The 21,866-nt window shown below is 73.6% G+C and carries 21 protein-coding genes and 1 tRNA gene; 5 read left to right on the forward strand and 17 right to left on the reverse strand.

Annotated features, from left to right (window positions below; all coding sequences use genetic code 11):
• The coding region (locus H6X67_RS06190; protein WP_249435477.1) for a heme-binding beta-barrel domain-containing protein at positions 1 to 678 on the reverse strand (678 nt) is incomplete at its 3' end.
• A gap of 260 nt (positions 679 to 938) precedes the next feature.
• Positions 939 to 1,610: a winged helix family transcriptional regulator gene (locus H6X67_RS06195; RefSeq protein ID WP_249368706.1), complete on the reverse strand. Its 672-nt coding sequence runs from the start codon at positions 1,608 to 1,610 to the stop codon at positions 939 to 941.
• Positions 1,611 to 1,699: 89 nt separating this feature from the next.
• On the opposite strand from H6X67_RS06195, the gene H6X67_RS06200 reads away from it, so the two are divergent.
• Positions 1,700 to 2,641 (forward strand): tellurium resistance protein TerC, encoded by a 942-nt coding sequence (locus H6X67_RS06200; RefSeq protein ID WP_249376360.1) that lies wholly within the window; start codon positions 1,700 to 1,702, stop codon positions 2,639 to 2,641.
• Between the two features lie 26 nt (positions 2,642 to 2,667).
• On the opposite strand, the gene pstB is transcribed toward H6X67_RS06200, so the two are convergent.
• From pstB to H6X67_RS06235, 7 genes are all read right to left on the reverse strand, one after another.
• Positions 2,668 to 3,447, reverse strand: a complete 780-nt coding sequence (gene pstB / locus H6X67_RS06205) for a phosphate ABC transporter ATP-binding protein PstB (RefSeq protein ID WP_249369540.1) — start codon at positions 3,445 to 3,447, stop codon at positions 2,668 to 2,670.
• 42 nt (positions 3,448 to 3,489) lie between these two features.
• Entirely contained in the window at positions 3,490 to 4,638 is a 1,149-nt protein-coding gene (gene pstA / locus H6X67_RS06210; protein ID WP_249369542.1) for a phosphate ABC transporter permease PstA, read from the reverse strand.
• A 1-nt stretch (position 4,639) separates the two neighbouring features.
• Positions 4,640 to 5,623 carry a phosphate ABC transporter permease subunit PstC gene (pstC, locus tag H6X67_RS06215; RefSeq protein WP_249369544.1) on the reverse strand — a complete coding sequence of 328 codons (984 nt, stop codon included), beginning with the start codon at positions 5,621 to 5,623 and terminating at the stop codon, positions 4,640 to 4,642.
• Positions 5,624 to 5,703: 80 nt separating this feature from the next.
• Positions 5,704 to 6,795, reverse strand: coding sequence for a phosphate ABC transporter substrate-binding protein PstS (gene pstS / locus H6X67_RS06220; protein ID WP_249369546.1), 1,092 nt, complete (start codon positions 6,793 to 6,795; stop codon positions 5,704 to 5,706).
• A 211-nt stretch (positions 6,796 to 7,006) separates the two neighbouring features.
• Positions 7,007 to 8,047, reverse strand: coding sequence for an NUDIX domain-containing protein (locus tag H6X67_RS06225; RefSeq protein ID WP_249369548.1), 1,041 nt, complete (start codon positions 8,045 to 8,047; stop codon positions 7,007 to 7,009).
• 28 nt (positions 8,048 to 8,075) lie between these two features.
• A complete protein-coding gene (locus H6X67_RS06230; RefSeq protein ID WP_249376358.1) occupies positions 8,076 to 10,505 on the reverse strand; it encodes an RNA degradosome polyphosphate kinase in 2,430 nt (809 codons plus the stop codon).
• Positions 10,506 to 10,540: 35 nt separating this feature from the next.
• Entirely contained in the window at positions 10,541 to 11,170 is a 630-nt protein-coding gene (locus tag H6X67_RS06235) for a hypothetical protein (protein ID WP_249435478.1), read from the reverse strand.
• 172 nt (positions 11,171 to 11,342) lie between these two features.
• Between H6X67_RS06235 and H6X67_RS06240 the strand changes: the two genes are divergently transcribed.
• Positions 11,343 to 11,416 (forward strand) — tRNA-Lys (locus H6X67_RS06240).
• Between the two features lie 51 nt (positions 11,417 to 11,467).
• On the opposite strand, the gene H6X67_RS06245 is transcribed toward H6X67_RS06240, so the two are convergent.
• The 4 genes from H6X67_RS06245 to H6X67_RS06260 all read right to left on the reverse strand — a co-directional run bounded on the left by H6X67_RS06245 (position 11,468) and on the right by H6X67_RS06260 (position 15,441).
• A complete protein-coding gene (locus H6X67_RS06245; RefSeq protein ID WP_249369932.1) occupies positions 11,468 to 11,722 on the reverse strand; it encodes a GlsB/YeaQ/YmgE family stress response membrane protein in 255 nt (84 codons plus the stop codon).
• Between the two features lie 186 nt (positions 11,723 to 11,908).
• A complete protein-coding gene (locus H6X67_RS06250) occupies positions 11,909 to 13,453 on the reverse strand; it encodes a DEAD/DEAH box helicase (RefSeq protein ID WP_249375502.1) in 1,545 nt (514 codons plus the stop codon).
• 309 nt (positions 13,454 to 13,762) lie between these two features.
• Complete coding sequence (locus tag H6X67_RS06255) at positions 13,763 to 14,290, reverse strand: hypothetical protein (RefSeq protein ID WP_249369446.1); 528 nt, start codon at positions 14,288 to 14,290, stop codon at positions 13,763 to 13,765.
• A 221-nt stretch (positions 14,291 to 14,511) separates the two neighbouring features.
• Positions 14,512 to 15,441 carry an EamA family transporter gene (locus H6X67_RS06260; protein WP_396121353.1) on the reverse strand — a complete coding sequence of 310 codons (930 nt, stop codon included), beginning with the start codon at positions 15,439 to 15,441 and terminating at the stop codon, positions 14,512 to 14,514.
• Between the two features lie 93 nt (positions 15,442 to 15,534).
• Here H6X67_RS06260 and H6X67_RS06265 point away from each other — a divergent pair, with 93 nt between their 5' ends.
• Positions 15,535 to 16,071, forward strand: a complete 537-nt coding sequence (locus H6X67_RS06265; RefSeq protein ID WP_249369442.1) for a gluconokinase — start codon at positions 15,535 to 15,537, stop codon at positions 16,069 to 16,071.
• 78 nt (positions 16,072 to 16,149) lie between these two features.
• Here H6X67_RS06265 and H6X67_RS06270 read toward each other — a convergent pair whose 3' ends face one another.
• From H6X67_RS06270 to H6X67_RS06285, 4 genes are all read right to left on the reverse strand, one after another.
• Positions 16,150 to 17,208, reverse strand: a complete 1,059-nt coding sequence (locus H6X67_RS06270) for an AEC family transporter (RefSeq protein WP_249369440.1) — start codon at positions 17,206 to 17,208, stop codon at positions 16,150 to 16,152.
• Complete coding sequence (locus H6X67_RS06275; RefSeq protein ID WP_249369438.1) at positions 17,201 to 18,205, reverse strand: endonuclease/exonuclease/phosphatase family protein; 1,005 nt, start codon at positions 18,203 to 18,205, stop codon at positions 17,201 to 17,203. The genes H6X67_RS06270 and H6X67_RS06275 overlap by 8 nt, the downstream gene beginning before the upstream one ends.
• Positions 18,202 to 18,636, reverse strand: coding sequence for a peptide-methionine (R)-S-oxide reductase MsrB (msrB, locus tag H6X67_RS06280; RefSeq protein WP_249369436.1), 435 nt, complete (start codon positions 18,634 to 18,636; stop codon positions 18,202 to 18,204). The genes H6X67_RS06275 and msrB overlap by 4 nt, the downstream gene beginning before the upstream one ends.
• 133 nt (positions 18,637 to 18,769) lie before the next feature.
• A complete protein-coding gene (locus H6X67_RS06285) occupies positions 18,770 to 20,182 on the reverse strand; it encodes a mechanosensitive ion channel family protein (RefSeq protein WP_249369434.1) in 1,413 nt (470 codons plus the stop codon).
• Between the two features lie 225 nt (positions 20,183 to 20,407).
• On the opposite strand from H6X67_RS06285, the gene H6X67_RS06290 reads away from it, so the two are divergent.
• Together H6X67_RS06290 and H6X67_RS06295 are read left to right on the forward strand one after the other, a co-directional pair.
• Complete coding sequence (locus H6X67_RS06290; RefSeq protein ID WP_249369432.1) at positions 20,408 to 20,737, forward strand: PadR family transcriptional regulator; 330 nt, start codon at positions 20,408 to 20,410, stop codon at positions 20,735 to 20,737.
• Between the two features lie 25 nt (positions 20,738 to 20,762).
• The gene (locus tag H6X67_RS06295; RefSeq protein WP_249369430.1) at positions 20,763 to 21,812 is read left to right on the forward strand and encodes a permease prefix domain 1-containing protein; all 1,050 of its coding nucleotides are present in this window, start codon (positions 20,763 to 20,765) and stop codon (positions 21,810 to 21,812) included.
• Positions 21,813 to 21,866: the final 54 nt, after the last annotated feature.

A 21,866-nucleotide genomic window follows, 5' to 3' on the forward strand; every position in this document is an offset into this window, starting at 1 on the left:
CCGGGTGGCGGCGCGGGCGGCCTCGTCGGCGGCGATGGCCGCGCGCAGGGCCGCGCCGGGCCGGCTCTCCGGCGCACCGGGGTCCTCGACGCGCCCCAGGCGGCCGGAGGCGTAGGTGTCCATCTCCTTCTTGCCGAAGGCGGCCATGTCCTGGGTCCACATGAGGTCGCCGGCCACGAGGCCGAGCATGCGGCTCATCTGGGTGACCTCGGCGCTCGTGCGGGTGCGTCCGACGGCCTGGGTGCCGACCTGGGCGCGCGGGCCCTGGATCCAGCCCTCCCAGACGGCGACCTGGCCGGCCGGGTCGGCCGAGATGAGCTCGAGGCGGGTGATGGGGGTGGTCGTGTCGGCGTCGTCGGCGTCGGGCTCCTCCTGGCCGACGGGGCGCCAGTAGGTGGTCTCGGTGGACCAGACCTGGGCGGGTGCCAGGCGCCCGGCGCCCTCGAGGCCGGGCATCTCGAAGTCGAGGTCCTGCGAGCGGGTGGCGTCGACGGTCCAGGTGGTGGTCACCTGGCGCAGGTAGGGGCCGCCGTCGTGGTCGAAGACCATCTCCTGGTAGACGGCCTGCTGGGGCACCTGCTCGCCGTAGGTGAGGATGCCGTAGCCGCGCCACGTGCCCACGAGCCAGGCGAGCGGGTAGGCCTCGGGGGCCAGGTCGTCAGGAAGGGAGAAAGCCATGGCCGCAGGGTACGTGGCGCCGACCCGGCCCTGCCACAGCCCCGAGATCCTCGGTTTGCGCGCGATTGTACGCCGAAACCCCAGGGAGCTCGCGCGCAAACCGAGGAGGTGGGCTGAGGACGTCGGGCCGGAGAGCGCCAGCGGCGCGTCGGCCGCTCGAGGCGGCGATATGTGGAGCCCGGGGCCCGTCACGGCCCGACGTCGCCCTCAAGGGTACAGGGTGGCGACGGCGGGCCCCAGCCCCGGCCCAGACCCGGTACTCAGGCCGCGTCCAGCGGGTCCAGACGGTAGCCGACGTTGCGCACCGTGCCGATGAGGTGGTCGTGCTCCGGGCCGAGCTTGGCGCGCAGACGCCGCACGTGCACGTCCACCGTCCGCGAGCCGCCGATGTAGTCCACGCCCCACACGTCGTCCAGGATCGTCTCGCGGGTGAGGACCTTGCCCTGGTGCTGCGCCAGGTACTTGAGCAGCTCGAACTCCTTGTAGGTCAGGTCGAGCACCGCCCCGTGCAGGCGGACCGTGTAGGCCGTGACGTCGATCACCAGGTCGCCGACCTCCAGGCGGTCCTCCGTCTGCGCCACCGGCTCCGCCCCGCGCGGGCGCAGCATCCTCAGGCGCGCCGAGACCTCCGCCGGGCCCGCGGACACGAGCACGAAGTCCGAGGCCCCCCAGTCCGTCTGCACGACGGCGGCCCCGCCCTCCTCCATGACGAGCAGCACCGGCGGGCAGGACATCGGCCCCGTCAGCAGCTGGCACAGGGCGCAGGCCCGCATGAGGTCCCCACGGGCGTCGATGATGACGACGTCGGCGCAGTCGAGCCGGGTGTAGGAGGACGGCACGGGGGCCAGGCAGGTGACCGTGAGGTCGAGCAGGGTCGCGGCCGGCAGGACGTGGGAGGGGTCGGTCTCGTGGGTGAGCATGATGGCCCGCATACCGTCTCCTGCCTGCCGCCGGGTTCCCGACGCCCAGTGTTCCACACGCGCGCGGGCGCGGGCGCGTCACGGTGTGGGACGATGCGCCCGTGAGCGCCACCGACCCTGTCCCCGCGGGCCGCGCCGCACCCGCCCACCCGGCGCAGGCGCCGTCGGCCCCCCGGCCCGGCGCCCCGGCACGCTCGCGCCGCACCTCCGGCTACGGCACGCGCCGTGGCGGCAACAAGCCCATCACCCCGGGCCTGGCGGACCCGGCCTGGACGCGTCTGGCCGTCGCCGGCACCGTCCCCGCCCTCCTCGCCGCCACCGCGCCCCTGCCGACCTGGACGCGCCTGGCCCTCGTCGTCATCCTCGTCCCCCTGGCCGCCCAGGGCTGGCCCGCCCTGCTGCGCGCCCGCCACGACCCGGGCTCCACCGCCGTCATCACCCTCACCGGGGTGGCCGCCTCGGTGCTCGTCGCCGTGCGGGGGGACTTCGGCTCGGCGGGGGTCGTCATGGCGCTGAGCGTGCTGGCGGCCTTCGTCTCCCAGATGGTGAGGCGCGACGGGCGCCCCGGCCTCGTGGAGGACCTGTCCTCCACCGTCACGGGCAACCTCGTCGTCGTCTGCGGCGCCGGCTGGTGCGCGCTCGAGCCGGGGGTCGCGGACCCCTCCGTCATGGTGCCCTGCGCGCTGGCGCTGCTCGTGGGCGCCCTGCTCACCACCCTGGACGTGCCCGCCCCGGTGCTCGAGGCCCTCACCGTCACGGTCCCGGCCCTCGTCGCGGGTGCCGCGGGGGCCGTGCTCGCCGCCGTCGGGTTCTTCGGCCCCTCCCACGTGGGCACTGTCGTGGCCCTGCAGTCCGGTGCCGCCTGCCTGCTGACGGGCTTCGTCGCCGGGGTCCTCATGTCCGCCGGCAACCGGGTGCTGTGGACGCACCGCTGGGTCCCCGGCGGGCGGGCGGCGATCACGAGCGCGCTCGTGCCCGTGCTCGCCGTCGGCGGACCGGTCTACGCCATCGCGCGCCTCATGGGGACCTTCCTGGCCGGCTGAGCCGGCGCCGTCCGGTCCTCCCGGGCTCAGCCGAAGCGGCCGGAGATGTAGTCCTCCGTCGCCTTCTCGCGCGGGTTGGAGAAGATGACGTCCGTCGTGTCGAACTCGATGAGCCGGCCCGGCCCGCCGGTCGCCTCCAGGTTGAAGAAGCCCGTCATGTCGGAGACCCGTGAGGCCTGCTGCATGTTGTGGGTGACGATGACGATCGTGTACGTCTGCTTGAGCCCGGCGATGAGGTCCTCGATCGCCAGGGTCGAGATCGGGTCGAGGGCCGAGCAGGGCTCGTCCATGAGCAGCACGGAGGGCTTGACGGCGATCGCGCGGGCGATGCACAGGCGCTGCTGCTGCCCGCCCGACAGGCTCGAGCCCGGCCGGTCGAGCCGGTCCTTGACCTCGTCCCACAGGTTGGCCCCCCGCAGGGACTGCTCGACGAGCGCCTCGGCGTCGGACCTGCTCATCCGGCGGTTGTTGAGCCTGGCACCGGCCAGGACGTTCTCGGCGACCGACATCGTCGGGAAGGGGTTGGGGCGCTGGAAGACCATGCCGATCGCCCGGCGCACCTGCACGGCGTCGACGCCGGGGCCGTAGAGGTTGACGCCGTCGACACGGACCTCCCCCTCCACGCGGGCGCCCGGGACGACCTCGTGCATGCGGTTGAGGGTGCGCAGGAAGGTCGACTTGCCGCAGCCGGACGGGCCGATGAGGGCCGTGACGGAGGCGGGCTGGATGGTGACGTTGACGTCCTTCACGGCCATGACGTCGCCGTAGTAGATGTTCTCGCGGTGGACGTCGATGCGCTTGGACACGGGGGCTCCTTCGGGTGGGGGTGCGGTGGACGCCCAGGCGGCTCAGCGCCTGCCGCTCCTGGGGCTGAGGCGGGCGGACACGAGGCGGGCCAGCAGGTTGAGGAGCATGACGATGAGGATGAGCGTCAGCGCCCCGCCCCAGGCGCGCTCCAGGGAGGCGGAGTCGGCACGGCTGTACTGGTTGTAGACGAGCGTCGGCAGGGTCGCCATGGTGCCCTCGAGGGGGTTGAGGTTCGTCGTCAGCGGCAGGCCCACCGTGATGAGCAGGGGCGCCGTCTCACCGATGACGCGCGCGATGGCGATCATGATGGAGGTCGTGATGCCGGCCACCGAGGTGCGCAGGACCACCTTGATGATGGTGAGCCACTTGGGCACGCCCAGCGCGTAGGAGGCCTCGCGCAGCTCGTGGGGCACGAGCCGGAGCATCTCCTCGGTGCCGCGGATGACCACCGGCGTCATGAGCACGCTCAGGGCGACGGCGCCGATGACACCGGCCTGGTAGCGGGGGCCGGCCACGGCCAGGAAGAAGGAGTAGGCGAACAGGCCGGCGACGATGGAGGGGATGCCCGTCATGACGTCGACGAGGAGGGTCACCGCCCTGGCCACCCAGCCGCCGTCGTACTCCACGAGGAGGATCGCGGTGAGCAGGCCCAGCGGGATGGAGATGAGCGAGGCCAGCGCGGTGATCTCCAGGGTGCCGACGATGCCGTGGTAGACGCCGCCGGTGGCCTCCTGCGCCCCGCGCATGTTCGTCATGAGGAACTCGACGCCGAAGCGCTCGGAGCCCTTGGACAGCACCATCCACACGAGCGACACGAGCGGGACCATGACGACGGCGACGCACAGGTGCACGAGCGTCGTGAGCAGGGTGTCGCGCCCCCGGCGCCCGCCCTCCGTCACCCAGGACACCGCGGTGGCGACGACGGGCCAGGACAGGGCGGTCACGACGAGGACCGCGCCCAGCGACCAGCCGGCGAGCAGCCCGGTGCCTGCGACGGCGAGGAGGCAGCCGGCGAGCACGCCCCACACGAACCAGCCGGGCAGGCGCCAGGCGGTGAGCGGGACGCCCTCGAGCACGGGGGGCTCCGTCAGCGGGTCGACGGCGGCGCCCGGGTCGGTCATGCGCGAGGACAAGGGCGCGCGGGCCGGGTCAGCGGGGTTGTGGTCAGCGGGGTTGTGGTGAGCAGGCATGTCAGCTGGCTCCTGAGAACTCGGAGCGTCGGGCGATGACCCAGCGGGCCAGGGAGTTGACCGCGAAGGTGATGAGGAAGAGCACCAGGCCGGTGGCGAGGAGCACCTCGCGCGACAGTCCGAAGGCCTCACGGAACTGGCCGGCGATGTTGGCGGCGATGGTCTGGTGCTGGCCGGGGGCCAGGATCCTGAGGCTCGTGGACAGGCCCGGGCTCATGATCATGAGCACCGCCATGGTCTCGCCCAGGGCGCGGCCCAGGCCGAGCATCGAGGCGGAGATGATGCCCGAGCGGGCGAAGGGCAGGACGGCCTGGCGGACCATCTCGTAGCGGGTGGCCCCCAGGGCGAGGGAGGCCTCCTCGTGGAGCACCGGCGTCTGGAGGAGGACCTCACGGGTGGTGGCGGTGATGATCGGCAGGATCATGACGGCGAGCACGAGGGAGGCGGTGAGCAGGTTCTTGGCCGGGGGCTGGTAGCCGGCGAACAGGGGGATGAGTCCGAGGTTGTCCGTGAGCCACTGGTAGACGGGGGAGAGCAGGGGCACGAGCCACAGGAAGCCCCACAGGCCGAAGACGACCGAGGGGACGGCCGCCAGCAGGTCGACGAGGTAGCCCAGCGGCTGCGCCAGGCGTCGCGGGGCGATGTGGGAGATGAACAGGGCCACCGCCACGCTCAGGGGCACGGCGACGAGGAGGGCGGTGCCGGAGGCCAGGAGCGTGCCGAGGACGAGCGTGGCCGCGTAGGACCAGAAGCTGCGGCCCTTCATGAAGCCGACCTCCTCGCTCAGCTCCTCGTGCGAGGCGGTGAGGGCCGGGAGGGAGTCCTTGAGGAGGAACAGCGTCACCAGGGTGAGAACGACCATGATGAGCACGCCCGAGCCGAGGGCGAGGGCATGGAAGACCTGGTTGCCGGTGCGTCCGGGGGCCCGGCCGGTGAGCGCGCCTGCCGGTTCCCGGGGCGTGAGTGGGGTGGTGGGGCTTGCCACGCGTGGTCTCTCCTGGTGGTGGCGGTGGGCGGGTCCGCTCCCGGGGAGAGGGCCCGCCCTCCGCGTCAGCGGTCTGGGTCTCAGGCGATCGTGGCGATGGCGGCGAGCACCTTCTCGCGCAGGGCGTCGGAGATCGGGGCGCAGCCGGCGGCCTCGGCGGCCGTCGCCTGCCCCTCGGGGGAGGCCATGTGCTCGAGGTAGGCCTTGACCGTGGCGGCGACGTCGGGGTCGTCGTAGGCGGTGCGGGCGATGAGGTAGGAGACGAGGATGATCGGGTAGGTGTTGTCGGCCTCGTAGTTGACCGAGTAGACGATGCGGGTGCTGGTGGCGTCGTCGGCCAGCTCGGAGGCGTCCAGCGTGGCGGCGGCGGCCTGGGCCGAGTACGGGGAGAAGGCGCCGTTGGAGCCGATCGCGACGGTGCCCAGGGCGTCCGTGACCTTGGAGGCGTCGGCGTAGCCGATGGCGCCCTCGGCTCCCTCGACGGTGGCGATCATGCCGGCCGTGCCGTCACCGGACTGGCCGCCGTCGACGGGCCAGGTCTCCCCGGCCTCGTAGGTCCACACGTCCCCGGCGGCCTTGCCCAGGTAGCGGGTGAAGTTCTTCGTCGTGCCGGACTCGTCCGAGCGGTGGACGACAACGATGGCCAGGTCCGGCAGGTCGGCACCGGCGTTGTCGGCGGCGATGGCCGCGTCGTTCCAGCGGGTGATCTCGCCCTTGAAGACCTTCGCGACCGTCTCGGGGGTCATGTTGAGGTGGGTGTCGCCGGTGAGCCCGGGAACGTTGTAGACGACGGCGATCGGGGAGATGTAGAGGGGGACCTCGATGACCTCGCCGGCCTGGGCGAGCTCCTCGGCGCTCATCGCGGAGTCGGAGCCGGCGAAGTCGACCGCGCCCTGGATGAGCTTCTCGCGGCCGGCGCCGGAGCCCTCGGCGGCGTACTCGACCGAGGTGCCGGGGTGGGCGTCCATGAAGGTGTTCATCCAGGCGTCCTGGGCGTCGCCCTGGGAGGAGGCGCCGGCGCCCTTGATCCGGCCGGTGAGGGAGGAGCCGGTACCGCCGGAGCCCTCGCCGGAGGTGCTGGGGGACCCTCCGGCGTCGGAGCCGCAGGCGGTGAGTGCGGCGAGGGAGGTGACACAGAGCGCCGACACGGCGCTGCGACGGGTGAGGAGCACGGGGAACCGTCCTTCGTGGTGTGGGCAGTGGGTGCCCGCGGGGTGGCGGCCGGTCTGGCCGGTACCTCGGACGGTAGGAAGGACGGGTGACCCGGCGGTGACGGCTCGGGGCCGGGCCGGTGAAGTCTTGGGAAACGTTGGCCGACGCCCGGGCGGCCCCCGGGTGAGCAGCGCGTGTCCCGGAGGGGCGCAGCGCGGCCCGCAGCGGCTCTCAGCGGCCCGTGGGCAGCGCGGGGCGCTGCTTCTCGATCGCGACGGCCCGGACGCGCCCGCGCGGGCGCCGGGCCATGTGGATGACCATGACCTCGCCCGTGCGCAGCCACGGGTCCCGGTCAGGCACGGCGCGCAGCAGCCGGCCCGGGGCGTGCTGGGCGACGGCCTCCATGACGGTGGGCAGCACCGGCCGGTGCGTGCACAGGGCCAGGGGCGCGTCCGGCACGCGCAGGGCCCGCTCGACCACCCGGCGAGCGTCCTTCGGCCTGGCCGCGTGCGCGTGCTCGGTGACCGCCGGCTCGTGCAGAGGCGTGATGCCGGCCGCGCGGGCGTAGGGCGCGAGCGTGTCGACGCAGCGCCGCCACGGGCTGGTGACGGCGGCGGCCACGCCGTAGGCCGCGAGCACCGGGACGAGGGCGGCCGCCCGCAGCTCGCCCTGGTCGCGGGTCAGGGGGCGGGTCGCCTCGTCCTCCTCGGCGCTGCGCCTGCCCGGGCGGTTCCACACCGAGCGCTTGACCGCCCGGGCGTGGCGCACGAGGACAAGGGTCCACGTGTCGAGCCTGCCGTCCTCCCACAGGTCCCGCAGCTGGCCCAGCACCTGCCGGTCGATGTCGTGGGTCAGCCGCTCACGGGCCCGGCCCACCTCCACCCAGGCGACGTCGTCGATCTCCTGGGCGGGGGCCGGCTCCACCGGGGTCCGGGCCGCGAGGCAGGGGTCGTCGTCGGCCAGCGGACGGGCCGCCCAGTAGCGGACCTTCTTGCGCCGGCCGTCGGCGAGCGGGTAGCGAGCCGTCTCCAGGGGCTGCTCGAGGCGGACGGCGACGCCCGTCTCCTCCTGCACCTCGCGCACGGCGCAGGCGACCAGGGACTCCCCCGCCTCGAGCTTGCCCTTGGGGAAGGACCAGTCGTCGTAGCGGGGCCGGTGGACGATCAGGACCTCGATGCTGTCCCGGCCGCCCCCACCGCCCCGGCAGGGGCGCCACACGAGGGCGCCGGCGGCCAGGACGGTCCTGCGGCCGGAGGGGGCTGCGTCCGTCACGGTGCTCCTCCTCACCGGGCCCCGGGGGTCAGCGCCGTCCCTTGCGCCGGGTGGCGCGGTCCATGAGCGTGGCCTGGATGTCCTCCAGGCGCTCGCCGTTGGGGCCGTGGACGTGACGGGTCCAGGAGCCGTCGGGCTCGAGCCACCAGGAGGAGACCTCGTCGGAGGCCGAGTGGGTCACGAGCCAGGTCAGCTCCTCGACCATCTGCGGGGCCGTCAGGCGCACGAGCGCCTCCACGCGGCGGTCGAGGTTGCGGTGCATGAGGTCCGCAGAGCCGATGAGGACCTCGGTGTCGCCGTTGTTGCAGAAGGCGTAGACGCGCGAGTGCTCGAGGTAGCGGCCCAGGATGGAGCGCACGCGGATGTTCTCGCTCAGGCCCTTGACGCCCGCGCGCAGGCCGCAGATGCCGCGCACGACGATGTCCACCGGGACGCCCGCGCGCGAGGCCCGGTACAGGGCGTCGATCGTCGTCTCATCGATGATGGAGTTGACTTTGAGCCGCACCCAGGCCTCGCGACCGGCGCGCTTGTTGGCGATCTCCCTCTCGATGCGCTCCACCAGGCCCGAGCGCACGGTGCGCGGGGCGACGAGCAGGCGGCGGAAGCGCGCACGGGGGGCGTAGCCGGACAGGAGGTTGAACAGGCTGGTGAGGTCCTGGGCGACGTCGCGGTCCGTGGTGAGCAGGCCCAGGTCCTCGTAGCCGCGGGCCGTCTTGGGGTGGTAGTTGCCGGTGCCGACGTGGCAGTAGCGGCGCAGGCCCTCGGCCTCCTGGCGCACGACGAGCAGGAGCTTGCAGTGCGTCTTGAGACCGACCATGCCGTAGACGACGTGGACGCCGGCCCGCTCGAGCTTGCGGGCCCAGCCGATGTTGTTCTCCTCGTCGAATCGGGCCTTGATCTCCACGATGGCGACGACCTGCTTGCCGGCCTCGGCCGCCTCGATGAGGGCGTCGACGATCGGGGAGTCGCCACTGGTGCGGTAGAGGGTCTGCTTGATCGCCAGGACCTTGGGGTCCGCGGCCGCCTGGCGCACGAACTCCTGCACCGAGGTGGAGAAGGAGTCGTAGGGGTGGTGCAGCAGGACGTCGCGCTCGCGCATGGCGGCGAAGATGTCACGCGGCGTCGAGGACTCGCCCTCCCCCAGGCCCGGGGCGGTGACGGGCACGTAGCGCGGGTACTTCAGTGCCGGCAGGTCCAGGTCGTGGAGCTGGTTGAGGCACTTGAGGTCCAGGGGGGCGGGGAGCTCGAAGACGTCGTCGTCGTCCAGCCCGAGGGCCCGCACGAGCAGCCTGCGCACGAAGGGGCTGATGGTGTCCTCCACCTCCAGGCGCACGCAGTCGCCGAAGCGGCGCTTCTCGAGCTCCTTCTCCATGGCGGCCAGGAGGTTCTCGGCGTCGTCCTCCTCGACCTCGAGGTTCTCGTTGCGGGTGACCCGGAACAGGTGGTGCTCCAGGACCTCCATGCCGGGGAAGAGGTGGTCCAGGTGCGGGGCGATGACGGCCTCGATGGGGATGAGGGCGGTGCCCGCCTTCTTGTCGGCGGTGTCGAGCTCGCGCCCGGGCACGGTCACGAGCCGCGGCAGCGACGGCGGCACCTTGATGCGCGCGAAGTGCTCCTTGCCGGAGCGCGGGTTGCGCAGCAGGACGGCGAGGTTGAGCGAGAGCCCCGAGATGTAGGGGAAGGGGTGCGAGGGGTCCACCGCCAGCGGGGTGAGCACCGGGAAGATCTGGTGGCGGAAGTAGCGGGTCAGGCGCTCGTGCTGGGTCTCGTCGAGCTGGTCCCAGCCCAGGATCTCGATGTGGTGCTCGGCGAGCCTGGGGCGGATGTCCTTGTTCCACACGTCGGACTGGCGGGACGCGAGCACCTTGGCACGGCGGGTGATCTCGGCGACGACCTGGTGGGCGTCCAGGCCGGAGGCCCGCACGGGGGTCAGGCCCATCTTGATGCGGCGCATGAGCCCGGCGACGCGCACCATGTAGAACTCGTCGAGGTTGGAGGAGAAGATCGACAGGAACCAGGCGCGCTCGAGCAGCTCGAGGTCCTGGTCCTCGGCCTGCTCCAGGACGCGCTCGTTGAAGTCCATCCAGGTGAGCTCGCGGTCCGTGAAGCGGTCCTCGAAGGAGTCCAGGGGGGGCAGGCCCTCCTCGGGGTCGGGGCCGAGGACCGGGGCGGGCTCCGCCGGCTCCTCGGGGCTCGCCTGGGGGGCGGGCTCGGTCAGGGGCGCGGTGTCCTCGGAGGGCTCGTCGAAGTCCTCGTCGGCGTAGGCGGGGCCGGCGTCGTCGGTGAAGTCGCGGGCGTCAGCGCTCTCCAGGACGTGCACCTCGGGGGTGGGGTCCGCCGGCTCCTCGGGGTCCGCCTGGGGCTCGGCCGCGTGGCGGGCCTGGGTGCGCGCCCAGCCGCCGAGGAAGCTCGACAGGGGCACCGGGGTGGGCGTGGTCTCGGCGTCGGAGGTCGTCATGGCCTCATGCTCCCACGTCCACGGCGGCGGGTGGCTCAGTCGAGGAGCCCCGCGGCGGCGCAGCGGGCGGCCTCGTCGAGCTCGTCGGCGGTGGCGGTGAGCGCCGAGCCCCGGCGGGTGACGGGGTCGGCGAGCTCGTCGGCGTCGTCCTCGATCCAGGTGGGGGTGGAGCCCGCGGCGAGGGCGCGCAGGAAGGTGGCGGTGGCGGACAGCAGCGGGGCGAGGGCGGTGACGGAGCCGGTGGTGCGCCCGGCGAGGACGGTGTCGAGGGCGGCGCGCACCTGCTCGGGCGAGGGGGCGGGGCGGGCCTCGGCGGTCTCGAAGCGGGCGGCGGCCTCGGCGTCGGTGCTGAGGTCGAGGACGGTGGCGTAGCGGCGTGAGATGAGCTCGGGGTCGCGGCGCAGCCACTCGCGCACGAGGAGGAGGCGCCACAGGGTCCCGGGCAGGGTGGTGGCCGGGGAGTCGGCCCAGAGCTCGGCGACCTCGTCGACGCCCCGGGCGGCGACGGCGCGCACGCCCTCGCGGGTGAGGCCGGTCTCCGGGAACCCGCCGACGAGGGCCTGGGCGGCACTGTGGGCGAGCTCGGAGGCCACGGCCGTGTCCTGGCTGCCCTCGATGGACTCGGCGTCCTCGAGCCGGGCGGGGCGGTGGAAGGGGCGGGTCATGCGGGGCTCCTCGGGCGCGGGTGTCACGATTCAGGCCATTGCTACCCTGGCACTGTCACGGCGGCGACGCAATCGGCGTGATGACGCGGATCAGCCCCATCCGGCTAGGACGGTGCCGGGCCAATGGCCTCAATCGTGACAGCACGCGCTATGGTGGGGCCGCTGAGCCAGCGCCCCCTTAGCTCAGTTGGTCAGAGCTGCGGACTTTTAATCCGAAGGTCGTGGGTTCGAGCCCCACAGGGGGTACGAGCACGGGCTCCCGCTGGTCTCAGCGGGAGCCCGTTCCTCATGGGGTGGTCACTTCTTGCGGGTGACGCCCAGGAAGACGCTGATGAGGACCATCGCGCAGACGATGGACAGGATCCAGCGGATCCAGTCGATGCCGGCGGTCTCCTGGACGCCGAGGACGCCCGCGCCCCAGCCGCCGAGGAAGGCCCCGAGGGCGCCGAGGATGATGGTCCACAGGACGGAGAGGCCCTGGTCGCCCTTCATGAAGAGGCGGGCGAGGGCGCCGACGACGGCACCGACGACGATCATGCCGATGAGCTCCATGCTGTTCTCCTGCCAGGTGGGTCGAGGTGCCGTAACGGCGCCATTAACAAACATCGTCAATCACTGACTGACAATTAATAGTTTACCCTACGTCGACACAGAGGTCCATCCTCTTCACACTTCAACGACTGAAAGAACCACGAACGCGCGGGATTCTCACGGACCAGCCGTTTCGAAACAGGCCGCTCAGCGCCCCCGACGCCCCTGACGACCCGCGGAGCCGTGCCCGGTGACGCGCGCGCCGCGCCCGGCAGCACCGCGCCCGGAGCCGGCAGGCCTCCCCGCCGTCCTGGCCGGCGTCTTCCCAGCCGCCGTCCCCGCCGCCCTGCCCGCAGCCTGCGCAGGCGCCTTCGCAGCGCCCTTCACAGCACCCTTCGCCGCGCCCTTCGAACGCCCCCGGCCCGAGCGTCCACGGCCGGCGCCGCCCACGCGCCCCTCCTTCGTCCGGCCCGGGTGCTCGCCCTTGAGGGCCACGCCCTGCGGCATGTCCTCGACCGCGACACGCGGCGCCTCCTCGCCCACGAGCACGGCCACGGCCTCGTCCGTGGGCCGCACGCGCTCGATGTCGGCCTTGATCCTGGCCTTCTTGAGCAGGACCTGGACGTCGTGCTTCTGCTCCGGCAGCACGAGGGTGACGACGACGCCCTCCGCGCCCGCACGGGCCGTGCGCCCCGAGCGGTGCAGGTAGGCCTTGTGCTCGGCCGGCGGGTCCACGTGCACGACGAGCTCGACCCCGGAGACGTCGATGCCGCGGGCGGCGATGTCGGTGGCGACCATGACGTGCGCCTCGCCGGAGGAGAAGGAGGCCATGGCGCGCTCACGCGCGTTCTGGCTCATATTGCCCTGCAGCTCGACAGCCGGGATGCCGCTGAGCACCAGCTTGCGCGCCAGGCGGCGCGCCAGGTGCTTGGTGCGGGTGAAGAGGATGCGCTGCCCGGTGCCGGAGGCGAGGCGCACCACGACGGCGTCCTTGGCCGTCTTGTCCGCCACCATCCACACCCGGTGGTCCATGGAGCGCACGGGCGAGGAGGCGGGGTCGACGGCGTGGTGGAGCGGGTCGTGCAGAAACTCCTTGACCAGGGTGTCGACGCCGTTGTCCAGGGTCGCGGAGAACAGCATCCGCTGCCCCTTCGCCGGGGTGGCGCGCATGATGCGGCGCACGTTGGGCAGGAAGCCGAGGTCGGCCATGTGGTCGGCCTCGTCCAGGACGGTGACGCTCACCTCGTCGAGGTCGACGACGCCCTGCCCCATGAGGTCGAGGAGGCGTCCGGGGCAGGCGACGACGATGTCCACGCCGTCGGCCAGGGCCTTCTCCTGGGGCCTCTGGGACACGCCGCCGAAGATCGTCGTCACGCTCAGCCCGAGGGCCTGGGCGAGCGGGCGGATCGTGTCCGCGATCTGCAGGGCGAGCTCGCGGGTGGGGGCCAGGACCAGGCCAATGGGGTGGCCGGGGCGGGCCATGTCCTCCTCGGCGAGCCGCTGGACGAGCGGCAGGGCGAAGGCGAGGGTCTTGCCGCTGCCGGTGCGCCCGCGCCCCAGGACGTCGCGCCCTCGCAGGGTGTCCGGCAGGGTCGCCGTCTGGATGGGGAAGGGCGAGGTGAAGCCGCGGGCGTCGAGGTCGGCGACGAGGTCGGGGTCCACGCCGAGGGAGGCGAAGGTGGCCTGGCCGTCGGCGGGGAGGGAGGAGGAGGCGAAGGGCGCGCGGGTGGCGGGCCTGCGGGTGGTGGGCACGGGTGTCCGTTCGTTCGGGACCGCGGGCCCGCGCACCGGTACCGGGGCAGTCGGGCGCAGCGGTGCGTGGGGTGCCGGCGTTCGGGGCTCGACGGCTCACCTCCCGGGTGGGAGCGAGCCGGAGCCGGGGCACCAGCCTGGCCGGCGGGATGCCGGGCCGGGTGCCGAGTCTTCCAGACGGGCGGGCGGCCCGCCATGACGAAGACCTCGCCCAGCGCGGGCGCTCACGTGAGCCGCGTCTCGCATGACGCACGCACACGTGCGGAGGGCCCCGGACAAGTCCGGGGCCCTCCGACCGGGTTCACAGGCTCACAGGCCGGCCCCCGCGGTCGCCTGGGTTGTGCCGGCGCTGTCGCCCTGCACCATCGCGGTGGCGAACTCGCCCTCCCCGGTCGCGGTGAGCGGCTCACCGTCGTCGATCGTCATCGAGACGGTCACGTCCGTGCCGTCCTTGACCTGGGCGAGAATGTTCGCGGCCGACACGTCGATGGTGAGCGCGCCATCGATCTCCAGCGTCTTGCTGAAGGGCAGCCCCTCATCGGTCAGCTGTTCCTGCGAGAGGGAACCATTGGCGTCGATGCTCGTCATCGTGATATCGGCCGTCGTCGCCGTCGTGCTCGTGACCTCGAAGACGATGACGTGGTTGTCCACGGAGGTGACGTCCTCGGAGGCCGGCTTCTCCTCCGCAGCGCTCTCAGGCGCCTGGGCCATCTCCTCGGACGTGCTCTGCGTGGAGGGGTCCTCGGAGCCGGAGGAGCCGCAGGCGGCGAGGCCGGCGGCAGCAACGACGCTGAGGGCTCCGAGGCCGAAGACGCGGCGGCGCAGGGTGGACGACATGAGGACTCTCCTAGGAAATCGGGTAGAGAGGGGCAAAAGGAACGTACCCCCCGCGGACTTTTCGCAAGTCCCGTGAGGCTCCCTGGCGCCCACACCCAGTTGGACTCCGTCCACACCGGACACGACTGTGAGTTGTCGCGCCCACACATAGAGGTCGTGCTGAGGCACAAGGAAGCAGAGCAGGAACAGCTCCTTGGGTATGCGCTCCCAGCCGTGCCGGATCAGAGCCGCCGACCCGGGACCCGGTTGCCGCCACCGGTGCCTCCCAGGGCGACGGCGCCGGAGACGAGGACGAGCCCCACGACCTCCCACACGTTGGGCAGCTGGGCGAGCATGACGACCCCGACCACGAGCGAGGTCGCCGGGAACAGGGCCTGCAGGAGCGAGAAGGTGTCCGAGCGCAGGCGCCCGAGGACGACCTGGTCGATGACGTAGGGCACCACCGTGGACATGAGGGCCACGCCCAGCACCCTGAGGACGGTGGGCACGTCCACGAGGGCGGCGCCTGCCGTCGTCACCGCCAGCGGCAGGTAGAAGAGGCTGCCGGCCACGGAGGCGACGGCGAGGGAGTCGAGACCGGAGCCGGCGCCCGCGACCACCCGGCCGGTGAGGATGTAGGCGGCCCACGCTCCGCCGGCCGCCAGGGCCATGAGGACGCCGACGCGCTGGCCGGCGTCGGACATGTCCAGGCCGAGGCCCCCGATGGCGGCGACGCCCACGAGGGCCATGACACCGGCGACGCGCGGGCGCCAGCCCCGCCCGGTGGCCAGGGCGACGACGACGGGCCCGACGAACTCGATGGAGACCGCGGTGCCCAGCGGCAGGTGCTCGATGGAGGCGTAGAACAGGACGTTCATCGTGGCGGTGGCGATCCCGAAGGCGGCGCAGACGGCCAGGGCCCGCCCGGTCCAGCGCCGCCGCCACGGGCGCCGCCAGGCGAGCAGCACGAGGGCACCGATGGTGATGCGCCACCAGGCCACCGTCGCCGAGGGCATGAGGGCGGACAGGGTGACGGCGAAGCCGGCACCGACGTAGCTCGACAGCCCGGAGAGGATGACGAGCAGCGGGGCGGGGACGGCCCGCACGAGGCCGCCGGGCGCGCGGGACGGCGGATCGGGGCGGGGCGCGAGGGAGGCGGGCACGCACCCCATTGTCAGCCCGTAGGTCCAGGATTGTGCATATGTTGTCATGCGAGTGGGCCGTGGGAAGCGGTCCACCGGGAGACAGGATGCGGAGGAGCCGTGGTGAGCAGGCACGTCGTCGTCATGGGGGTCTCGGGCTGCGGGAAGTCGAGCACGGCCCGCGCGGTCGCGCAGCGGCTCGGGCTGGCCCTCCTCGAGGGCGACGACGTCCACCCGCCGTCGAACGTGGCGAAGATGGCGGCGGGCGTCGCGCTGACGGACGAGGACCGCTGGCCCTGGCTGGAGCGGGTCCGGCTGTGGATGGAGGAGCGCGCGGCGGCCGGTGAGGCGGGGGTGGTGGCCTGCTCGGCGCTGCGGCGCGCCTACCGGGACGTGCTGCGCGGTGGGCACGACGACGTCGTCCTCATCGAGCTCGACGTGCCGCGCGCGGAGCTCGAGCGGCGCCTGGCGGGCCGTCGCGGGCACTTCATGCCGGCGTCCCTGCTGGACTCGCAGCTGGCGGTGCTCGAGCCGCTGGGCGCCGACGAGCGCGGGGAGCGCGTCGCGGCCCAGGCGAGCCCGCGGCGCACGGTCGAGGCCGTGCTGGCGGCCGTGCGCCGGTGCGGCGGCCCGACGGCGCCCGGGGACGCGGCGCGCTGAGCGCCCAGGGGCGGGTCCGTCCGGGCGCGCCCGGCCGGCGTCCCCTCAAGCCGGCGGCCCTCTCAGGCCGGTGGCCTCTCAGGTCAGGAGCGCGGCGGCCAGGAGCTCGACGGGAACGAAGCCTGCGGTGGTCAGCAGCACGCAGTCGCGGGCCAGGGCCTTGGCGTTGCCGTAGCGGGTGGCGTACATGAAGACGTTCTGCGCACTGGGCAGGGCCGCCGTCGTCACCGGCACCAGCAGCTCGCCGCCGCGCAGCCCCAGCGCCAGGCCGATGCCGACGGCAAGGGCCGGCACGAGCAGGAGCTTCCAGGCGACTGTGAGCCACAGGGCGGCCCCGCGCTCGGGCCGGTCCTCGTCGGCCTCCGGCGGCGCGAGCGGCGCGAGCGGTGCAACCGGTGCGGGCCCGTCGGCCCTCAGGCGGGTCACGCGGGCGACGGTCAGGCGCCGGCGCACGCGCGGGGAGGAGGCGGCCAGGCTCATGCCCAGCGAGATCATCATGACGGTGACGGCGAGGGAGCCGAGCGCGTCGAGGGAGCCGGCGACGAGCCCGCCGAGCCAGCCCTCCACCTGCCAGCCGGCGAGGTTGATGAGGAGCCCGACGGCGACGCCGAGCAGGAGGGGGTTGCGCAGGGGCGCGAGCCACACCCCGCGGCGCGAGGCGGGCTCCGGTCCCGCCCCGCCCGCCTGGCGCTGGGCCCCGGCCCAGTCGAGGACGGCGAAGGCCACCGGGGACAGGACGAGGAGCTGGAGCAGGAGGACCGGGGCGATGGCGGTGGCCTCGCCGAGCAGGACGACGAGCACGGGGATGCCGAGGTTGGCGGCGTTGACGTAGCCGCCGGCCAGGCCGCCGATGGTGGCCTCGGCGAGGGAGCGGCGCAGGACCCAGTAGTGCAGGGCGAAGGCGGACAGGACCCCGATGACCTCGGCGGCCAGCCCAGCGGCGGTCTGGCGCGAGACGACGGCGACGAGGTCCGCGTCGGCGATGGTGGTGACGAGCAGGGCGGGCGTGGCCGCGTAGAAGCACACGCGGGTGAGCACCGTGTCGCTGCCGGCGGGCACGGCATCGAAGCGCACGAGGGCCCACCCCACGGCGATGACGACGGCGAAGACGGCGAGCCCGGCCAGCACCTCAGCCACGCGCGCTCACCGGCTCCAGGTCCACCCAGGTGGCGGCGTGGTCGGAGACGACGAGGCTGCGCGCGCCCCAGGCGGTGGCGCGCAGCGGGGCGGGCGCCGTCCCGGGCCCCAGCGGGAGGCCGTCGGCGCCCGTCGGCCAGGGGTCGGTGAGCAGGTGGTCGATGCGGTGGCGGGGCCCGGCGGCGGGGAAGGTGGCTCCGTCCCCGAGCGCGCGGGCGGTGCCGAGCCGGGCGAGGGCGTCGGCGCGCAGGTTGAGGTCCCCGGCGAGCAGGTGGTGCCCGGGCAGGCTCGTGAGGGCGGCCCAGGCGTCGACGAGCTGGGTGGTGGCGACGTCGGAGCGGGTGGCCAGGTGGGTGGAGCCGACGGCGAGGCACGGCTCCGGCCGGCTCCCGGCGGGCCCTGCCGGCCCTGCGGCTCGGCTGTCCTCCCCTGCCGGACGGTCCTTGAGCACCGCGGCGAGCAGGACCCGGGCCGTGGAGGTGTGGACCCGGTAGGCGCGCGGGTCCCAGGCGGCGCCGTCGTCGTGTGTGACGAGGGCGGGGCCGCGCCCGAGGCGGCGCACGTGCCACGAGCTGACACTCAGGCGTGAGAGCAGGGCGTTGCCGAATCCGGCGGGCGGCAGCCCGGCGCTCTCGCGCAGTCCCCCCAGGAGGTCGTCGGCGGGCGAGAGCAGGGCCGAGCGCCGCGGGCGTCGCCGCAGCCCGGCCACGGGGCCCGCCCAGGCGGCGGCGAAGCGGTGGTGGGCCCACCCCAGGTGGCGTGCCAGCTCGGCCGCCTGGTCGAGGCGGCCGGAGCGCGCCTGGCCGAGGTCCACCTCCTGCAGGGCGATGACGTCGGGGGTGAGAGCGCGCAGCTGGTCGGCCAGGGCGGCCAGGACCTCCCGGGCGGCGCCGGCGTCACGGATGTCGGCCCCGGCCAGGGGCGCGGTCGCGGGGTCGAGGGCGGCCCCGGCGCCGGGCCGGCCGTGCTGGAGGTTGAGGGTCAGGACGCGTGTCACTCGTCGTCGGCCTCGAAGGTGAGGCTGACGGAGTTCATGCAGTAGCGCTGGCCGGTGGGGGTCTGGGGGGCGTCGTCGAAGACGTGGCCGAGGTGGCTGCCGCAGGCGGCGCAGCGCACCTCGGTGCGGACCATGCCGTGGCTGGTGTCGGTCAGGAGGGTGACGGCGTCGGAGTCGGAGGGGTCGTAGAAGGACGGCCAGCCGCAGTGGGAGTCGAACTTGGTGGTGGAGCGGAAGAGCTCGGCACCGCAGCCGCGGCAGCGGTAGACGCCCTCGCGGTGCTCGTCGAGCAGGGCTCCGGTGAAGGGGCGCTCGGTGCCGGCCTCGCGCAGGACGTGGTACTCGAAGGGGTCGAGGACGGCGCGCCACTGGGCGTCGGTACGGGCGATGGCGGCGGGGTCGAGGCGGGGTGCGGAGTCGTTGCTGGTCACGGTCCCATCGTGGACCGTGCGGGGCCGCTGGGGCGAGGGCGATCGCCCAGCGGGAACAGGACCGGCCCCGCGGCTCCGGCGCCCCGATCCCAGAACGGGCCCGGGGCGGCCCCAGCCCGGGCCCAGCCCGGGCTCAGTCGCCGGTGGCCGGGCTGCCCTTGCGCGCCTCGAGGTAGGCGTCCTGCTCCGCGGTCGAGATGACGACCGTCGCCTCCTCCCGCTGCGGCTGCTCGGCGCGCTCCTGGCGGGCGAGGATGCGCCGTCGGCGCACCTTGTCGCGGCGGGCGCGGCGCAGCGGGGAGCGGCCGCGGGCGGCGGCGCGCAGGCGGGCGGCCTCCACGGGGTCGGCGTCGACGCTCTCCTGGGGCGCCGTCGGCGCCTCGGCCGCGTCACCGGGCCGTTGGAGGGCGGCCAGCTCCTCGGCGAGCCGGGCGACCTGCTCGGGCTGCGGGTCCTGGGAGACCTCGACCTGCTCGATCTCGACGCGGGTGCGCGGCAGGGCGTAGGGCGCCTCGCGCTGGAGCCAGCGGACCAGCTCCTCGCGCAGGAGGCACTGCAGGCTCCACACGCCCCCGGCGTCGGCGGCGGAGATGGCGACGCGCACGGTGACGGTGCCGCCGCTGGTGCCGGTGACGTCGACGTCGGCGGTCCGCCCGTCCCAGGCCTGCGAGCCCTGGATGACCCGCAGGGCCTCGGCGCGCAGGGCGGAGACGGGCACGCGCCAGTCGAGGTCGAGCTCGACGGTGCCGGTGTACTCGGTGGAGTGGCGCGACCAGTTCTCGAAGGGGTTCTGCGTGAAGTACGAGGAGGGGTAGATGAGCCGTCGCCCGTCCCACACGCGCACGACGACGTAGGTGAGCGTGATCTCCTCGATGACGCCGCGGTCGGTGCCGACCAGGACGACGTCGTCGACGCGGATGGCGTCGGTGACGGCGAGCTGGATGCCGGCGAAGACGTTGCCGAGCGTGGACTGCGCGGCCAGGCCGGCGACGACGGAGACCAGGCCCGCGGAGGCGAGCAGGGAGCCCATCGCCAGGCGCGCGGAGGGGAAGGTCATGGCGGCGCCGACGAGCCCGCAGACGATGACGAGGGCCTGCGCGACGCGCCTGAGGACCTGGGCCTGGGTGGTGACGCGGTTGGCGCGGCCCTGGTCGCCGCCGGTGCGCACGCCCGTGACGACGGAGGACTCCACGGCCTTGAGCAGGGCGGTGGCGACGGCGGTGCCGGCGAGGATGACGCCGATGAGCAGGAGCTGGACGGCGATGGCGCTCCAGGCGGGCAGGGCGAGGCCGAGGCGGGCGATGACGGCGCCGGTGTAGCCGCCGGCGAGGGCGCCGAGCGCGTAGAGGGGGGTGCGGGCGAAGCGGGCGGTCTCGCCGTAGAGGCTGCGGCGGTGGCCGAGGACCTTGAGGACGGCGACGAGGACGACGGCGAGGACGAGTCCCACGAGGGCGCCGACGCCGGTGTGGACGAGGAGCCCCAGGACGTCCTCGGTGGCCTCGGCGACGGCCTCGACGGCGTCGGCCGTGGGTGTGGGGGTGCTCATGGGGCCAGCGTAGGAGGGGTGCCTGTGGGGAGCCTGTCACGATCCAGGCCATTGCCGCTCCGGCACCGGGGAGAGCTTCGGAGGAACGGTGTGATTCCGGTCTTTGCGGTCCGGCCATGAGGACGCCCCCGGGCCAATGGCCTGGATCGTAACACTTACACTAGACGTACTACGTCTCACGTAGTACGCTGAACGTATGAACTCATTGAGAGGAGGCGCACGGCAGTGATCAGCGCGGACGCCATTCGCGGCTACATCGACCTCATCGTGCTCAGCCTCCTGAGCGCCAGCCCCTCCTACGCCTACGAGCTCGCCAAGACCATCACCGAGGTCGGCGACTACACGATCAAGCAGACCACCCTGTACTCGGCCCTCAAGCGCCTCGAGGCCTCCGGCCTCGTCGCCTCCTACGCGGGCACCTCGGGCTCCGGCAAGCCCCGCACCTACTACCGGCTCACCGACGACGGCGCCGCCCACCTGAGCGAGAAGCTCAGCGAGTGGGAGGACACCAAGGCCCTCATCGACCGCTTCGCCGCCCGAGCCACCACCCTCTGACCCTCCCCACGAACGGACCACCCCGATGGACACCATCACCACCTTCCTCGACGCCATGTTCGCCCCCTACCCCGCCACCCCTCGCCTGGCCGAGGCGAAGGCCGAGCTGCGCACGATGATGGAGGACGCCTACGCCGATGCGCTCAGCGCGGGCAAGACGCACAACGAGGCCGTCGGCCAGGTCATCACCGACTTCGGCAACCTCGAGGAGCTGGCGCCCGTGCTCGGCATCCTCCCCGAGATCCGCGAGGCCCAGGCCGCACCGGACAGCACCGCTGCGCGCAGCGCCGGCCCCTGGGGCCCGCCGGCCGTCACCCTGCCCGAGGCCCAGGAGCTGGCCGAGGCCAAGCGCACCACCGCCCGCGCCCTGGGCAACGGCGTGGCCCTGCTCGTCCTGGCCGCGGTCCCGCTCATGACGCTGTCCGGCATGGCCGGCGGCGAGGGCCTGTTCGCACTCACGCAGAACGAGGCCGGCCTCATCGGGCTGCCGCTCACGCTGGTCCTCGTCGCCGCGGGCGTGCTCGTCCTCGTCCAGCGCAGCCGGGCCTTCGTGAGCACACGGCACCTGCTCAGCGGCCGCTTCACCCAGGACCCGATCGTCTCGGCCTGGGCGGTGCGACTGCGCATGGAGCACGAGGGGCCGCGCTCACGCGCCCTGGCCGCGGCCGTGGGCCTGTGGATCATCTCGGCGATCCCGCTCGTGAGCGCCGGCATCCTCTCCGACATGCCCGGGCACCGGGACTACTCCCCCCTCGGCGCGGCCCTCACACTGGTGCTCGTGGCGCTGGGCCTGCGGATCTTCCTGCCGACGAACTGGGCGGCCTCGACCCACACGACCCTCACCGAGGAGGGCCGTCCCGCCGACGCCCCGGAGGGCTGGCGCAGCGCGGACGACCCATCGGCGTCATCGCCGCCGCCTACTGGCCGCTCACCATCATCATCTACCTCGTCTGGTCCTTCGCCTTCGACGCGTGGGAGACGAGCTGGGTCGTGTGGCCGGTCGCGGGCGTCCTCTTCGGCGGGATCGCGGCCGTCGTCTCGACGACGGCGCAGGCCCGGCGCAACCGGGGCCTGAGGTGAGCACGCGCGGAGCATGAGCGAAGGCCCGGGTCCTTGTGGGACCCGGGCC

It is taken from the genome of Actinomyces sp. AC-20-1, assembly GCF_023369555.1.
GTDB lineage: Bacteria > Actinomycetota > Actinomycetes > Actinomycetales > Actinomycetaceae > Actinomyces.

Excerpts from the sequence above, each read along its gene's own strand:
- H6X67_RS06195 (WP_249368706.1), bottom strand. The coding sequence starts at position 1,610 with ATGCGGGCCATCATGCTCACCCACGAGACCGACCCCTCCCACGTCCTG.
- pstA (WP_249369542.1), bottom strand. The coding sequence starts at position 4,638 with ATGCCTGCTCACCACAACCCCGCTGACCACAACCCCGCTGACCCGGCC.
- H6X67_RS06230 (WP_249376358.1), bottom strand. The coding sequence starts at position 10,505 with ATGACGACCTCCGACGCCGAGACCACGCCCACCCCGGTGCCCCTGTCG.
- H6X67_RS06235 (WP_249435478.1), bottom strand. The coding sequence starts at position 11,170 with ATGACCCGCCCCTTCCACCGCCCCGCCCGGCTCGAGGACGCCGAGTCC.
- H6X67_RS06245 (WP_249369932.1), bottom strand. The coding sequence starts at position 11,722 with ATGGAGCTCATCGGCATGATCGTCGTCGGTGCCGTCGTCGGCGCCCTC.
- H6X67_RS06255 (WP_249369446.1), bottom strand. The coding sequence starts at position 14,290 with ATGTCGTCCACCCTGCGCCGCCGCGTCTTCGGCCTCGGAGCCCTCAGC.
- H6X67_RS06260 (WP_396121353.1), bottom strand. The coding sequence starts at position 15,441 with ATGGGGTGCGTGCCCGCCTCCCTCGCGCCCCGCCCCGATCCGCCGTCC.
- H6X67_RS06285 (WP_249369434.1), bottom strand. The coding sequence starts at position 20,182 with ATGAGCACCCCCACACCCACGGCCGACGCCGTCGAGGCCGTCGCCGAG.
- H6X67_RS06295 (WP_249369430.1), top strand. The coding sequence starts at position 20,763 with ATGGACACCATCACCACCTTCCTCGACGCCATGTTCGCCCCCTACCCC.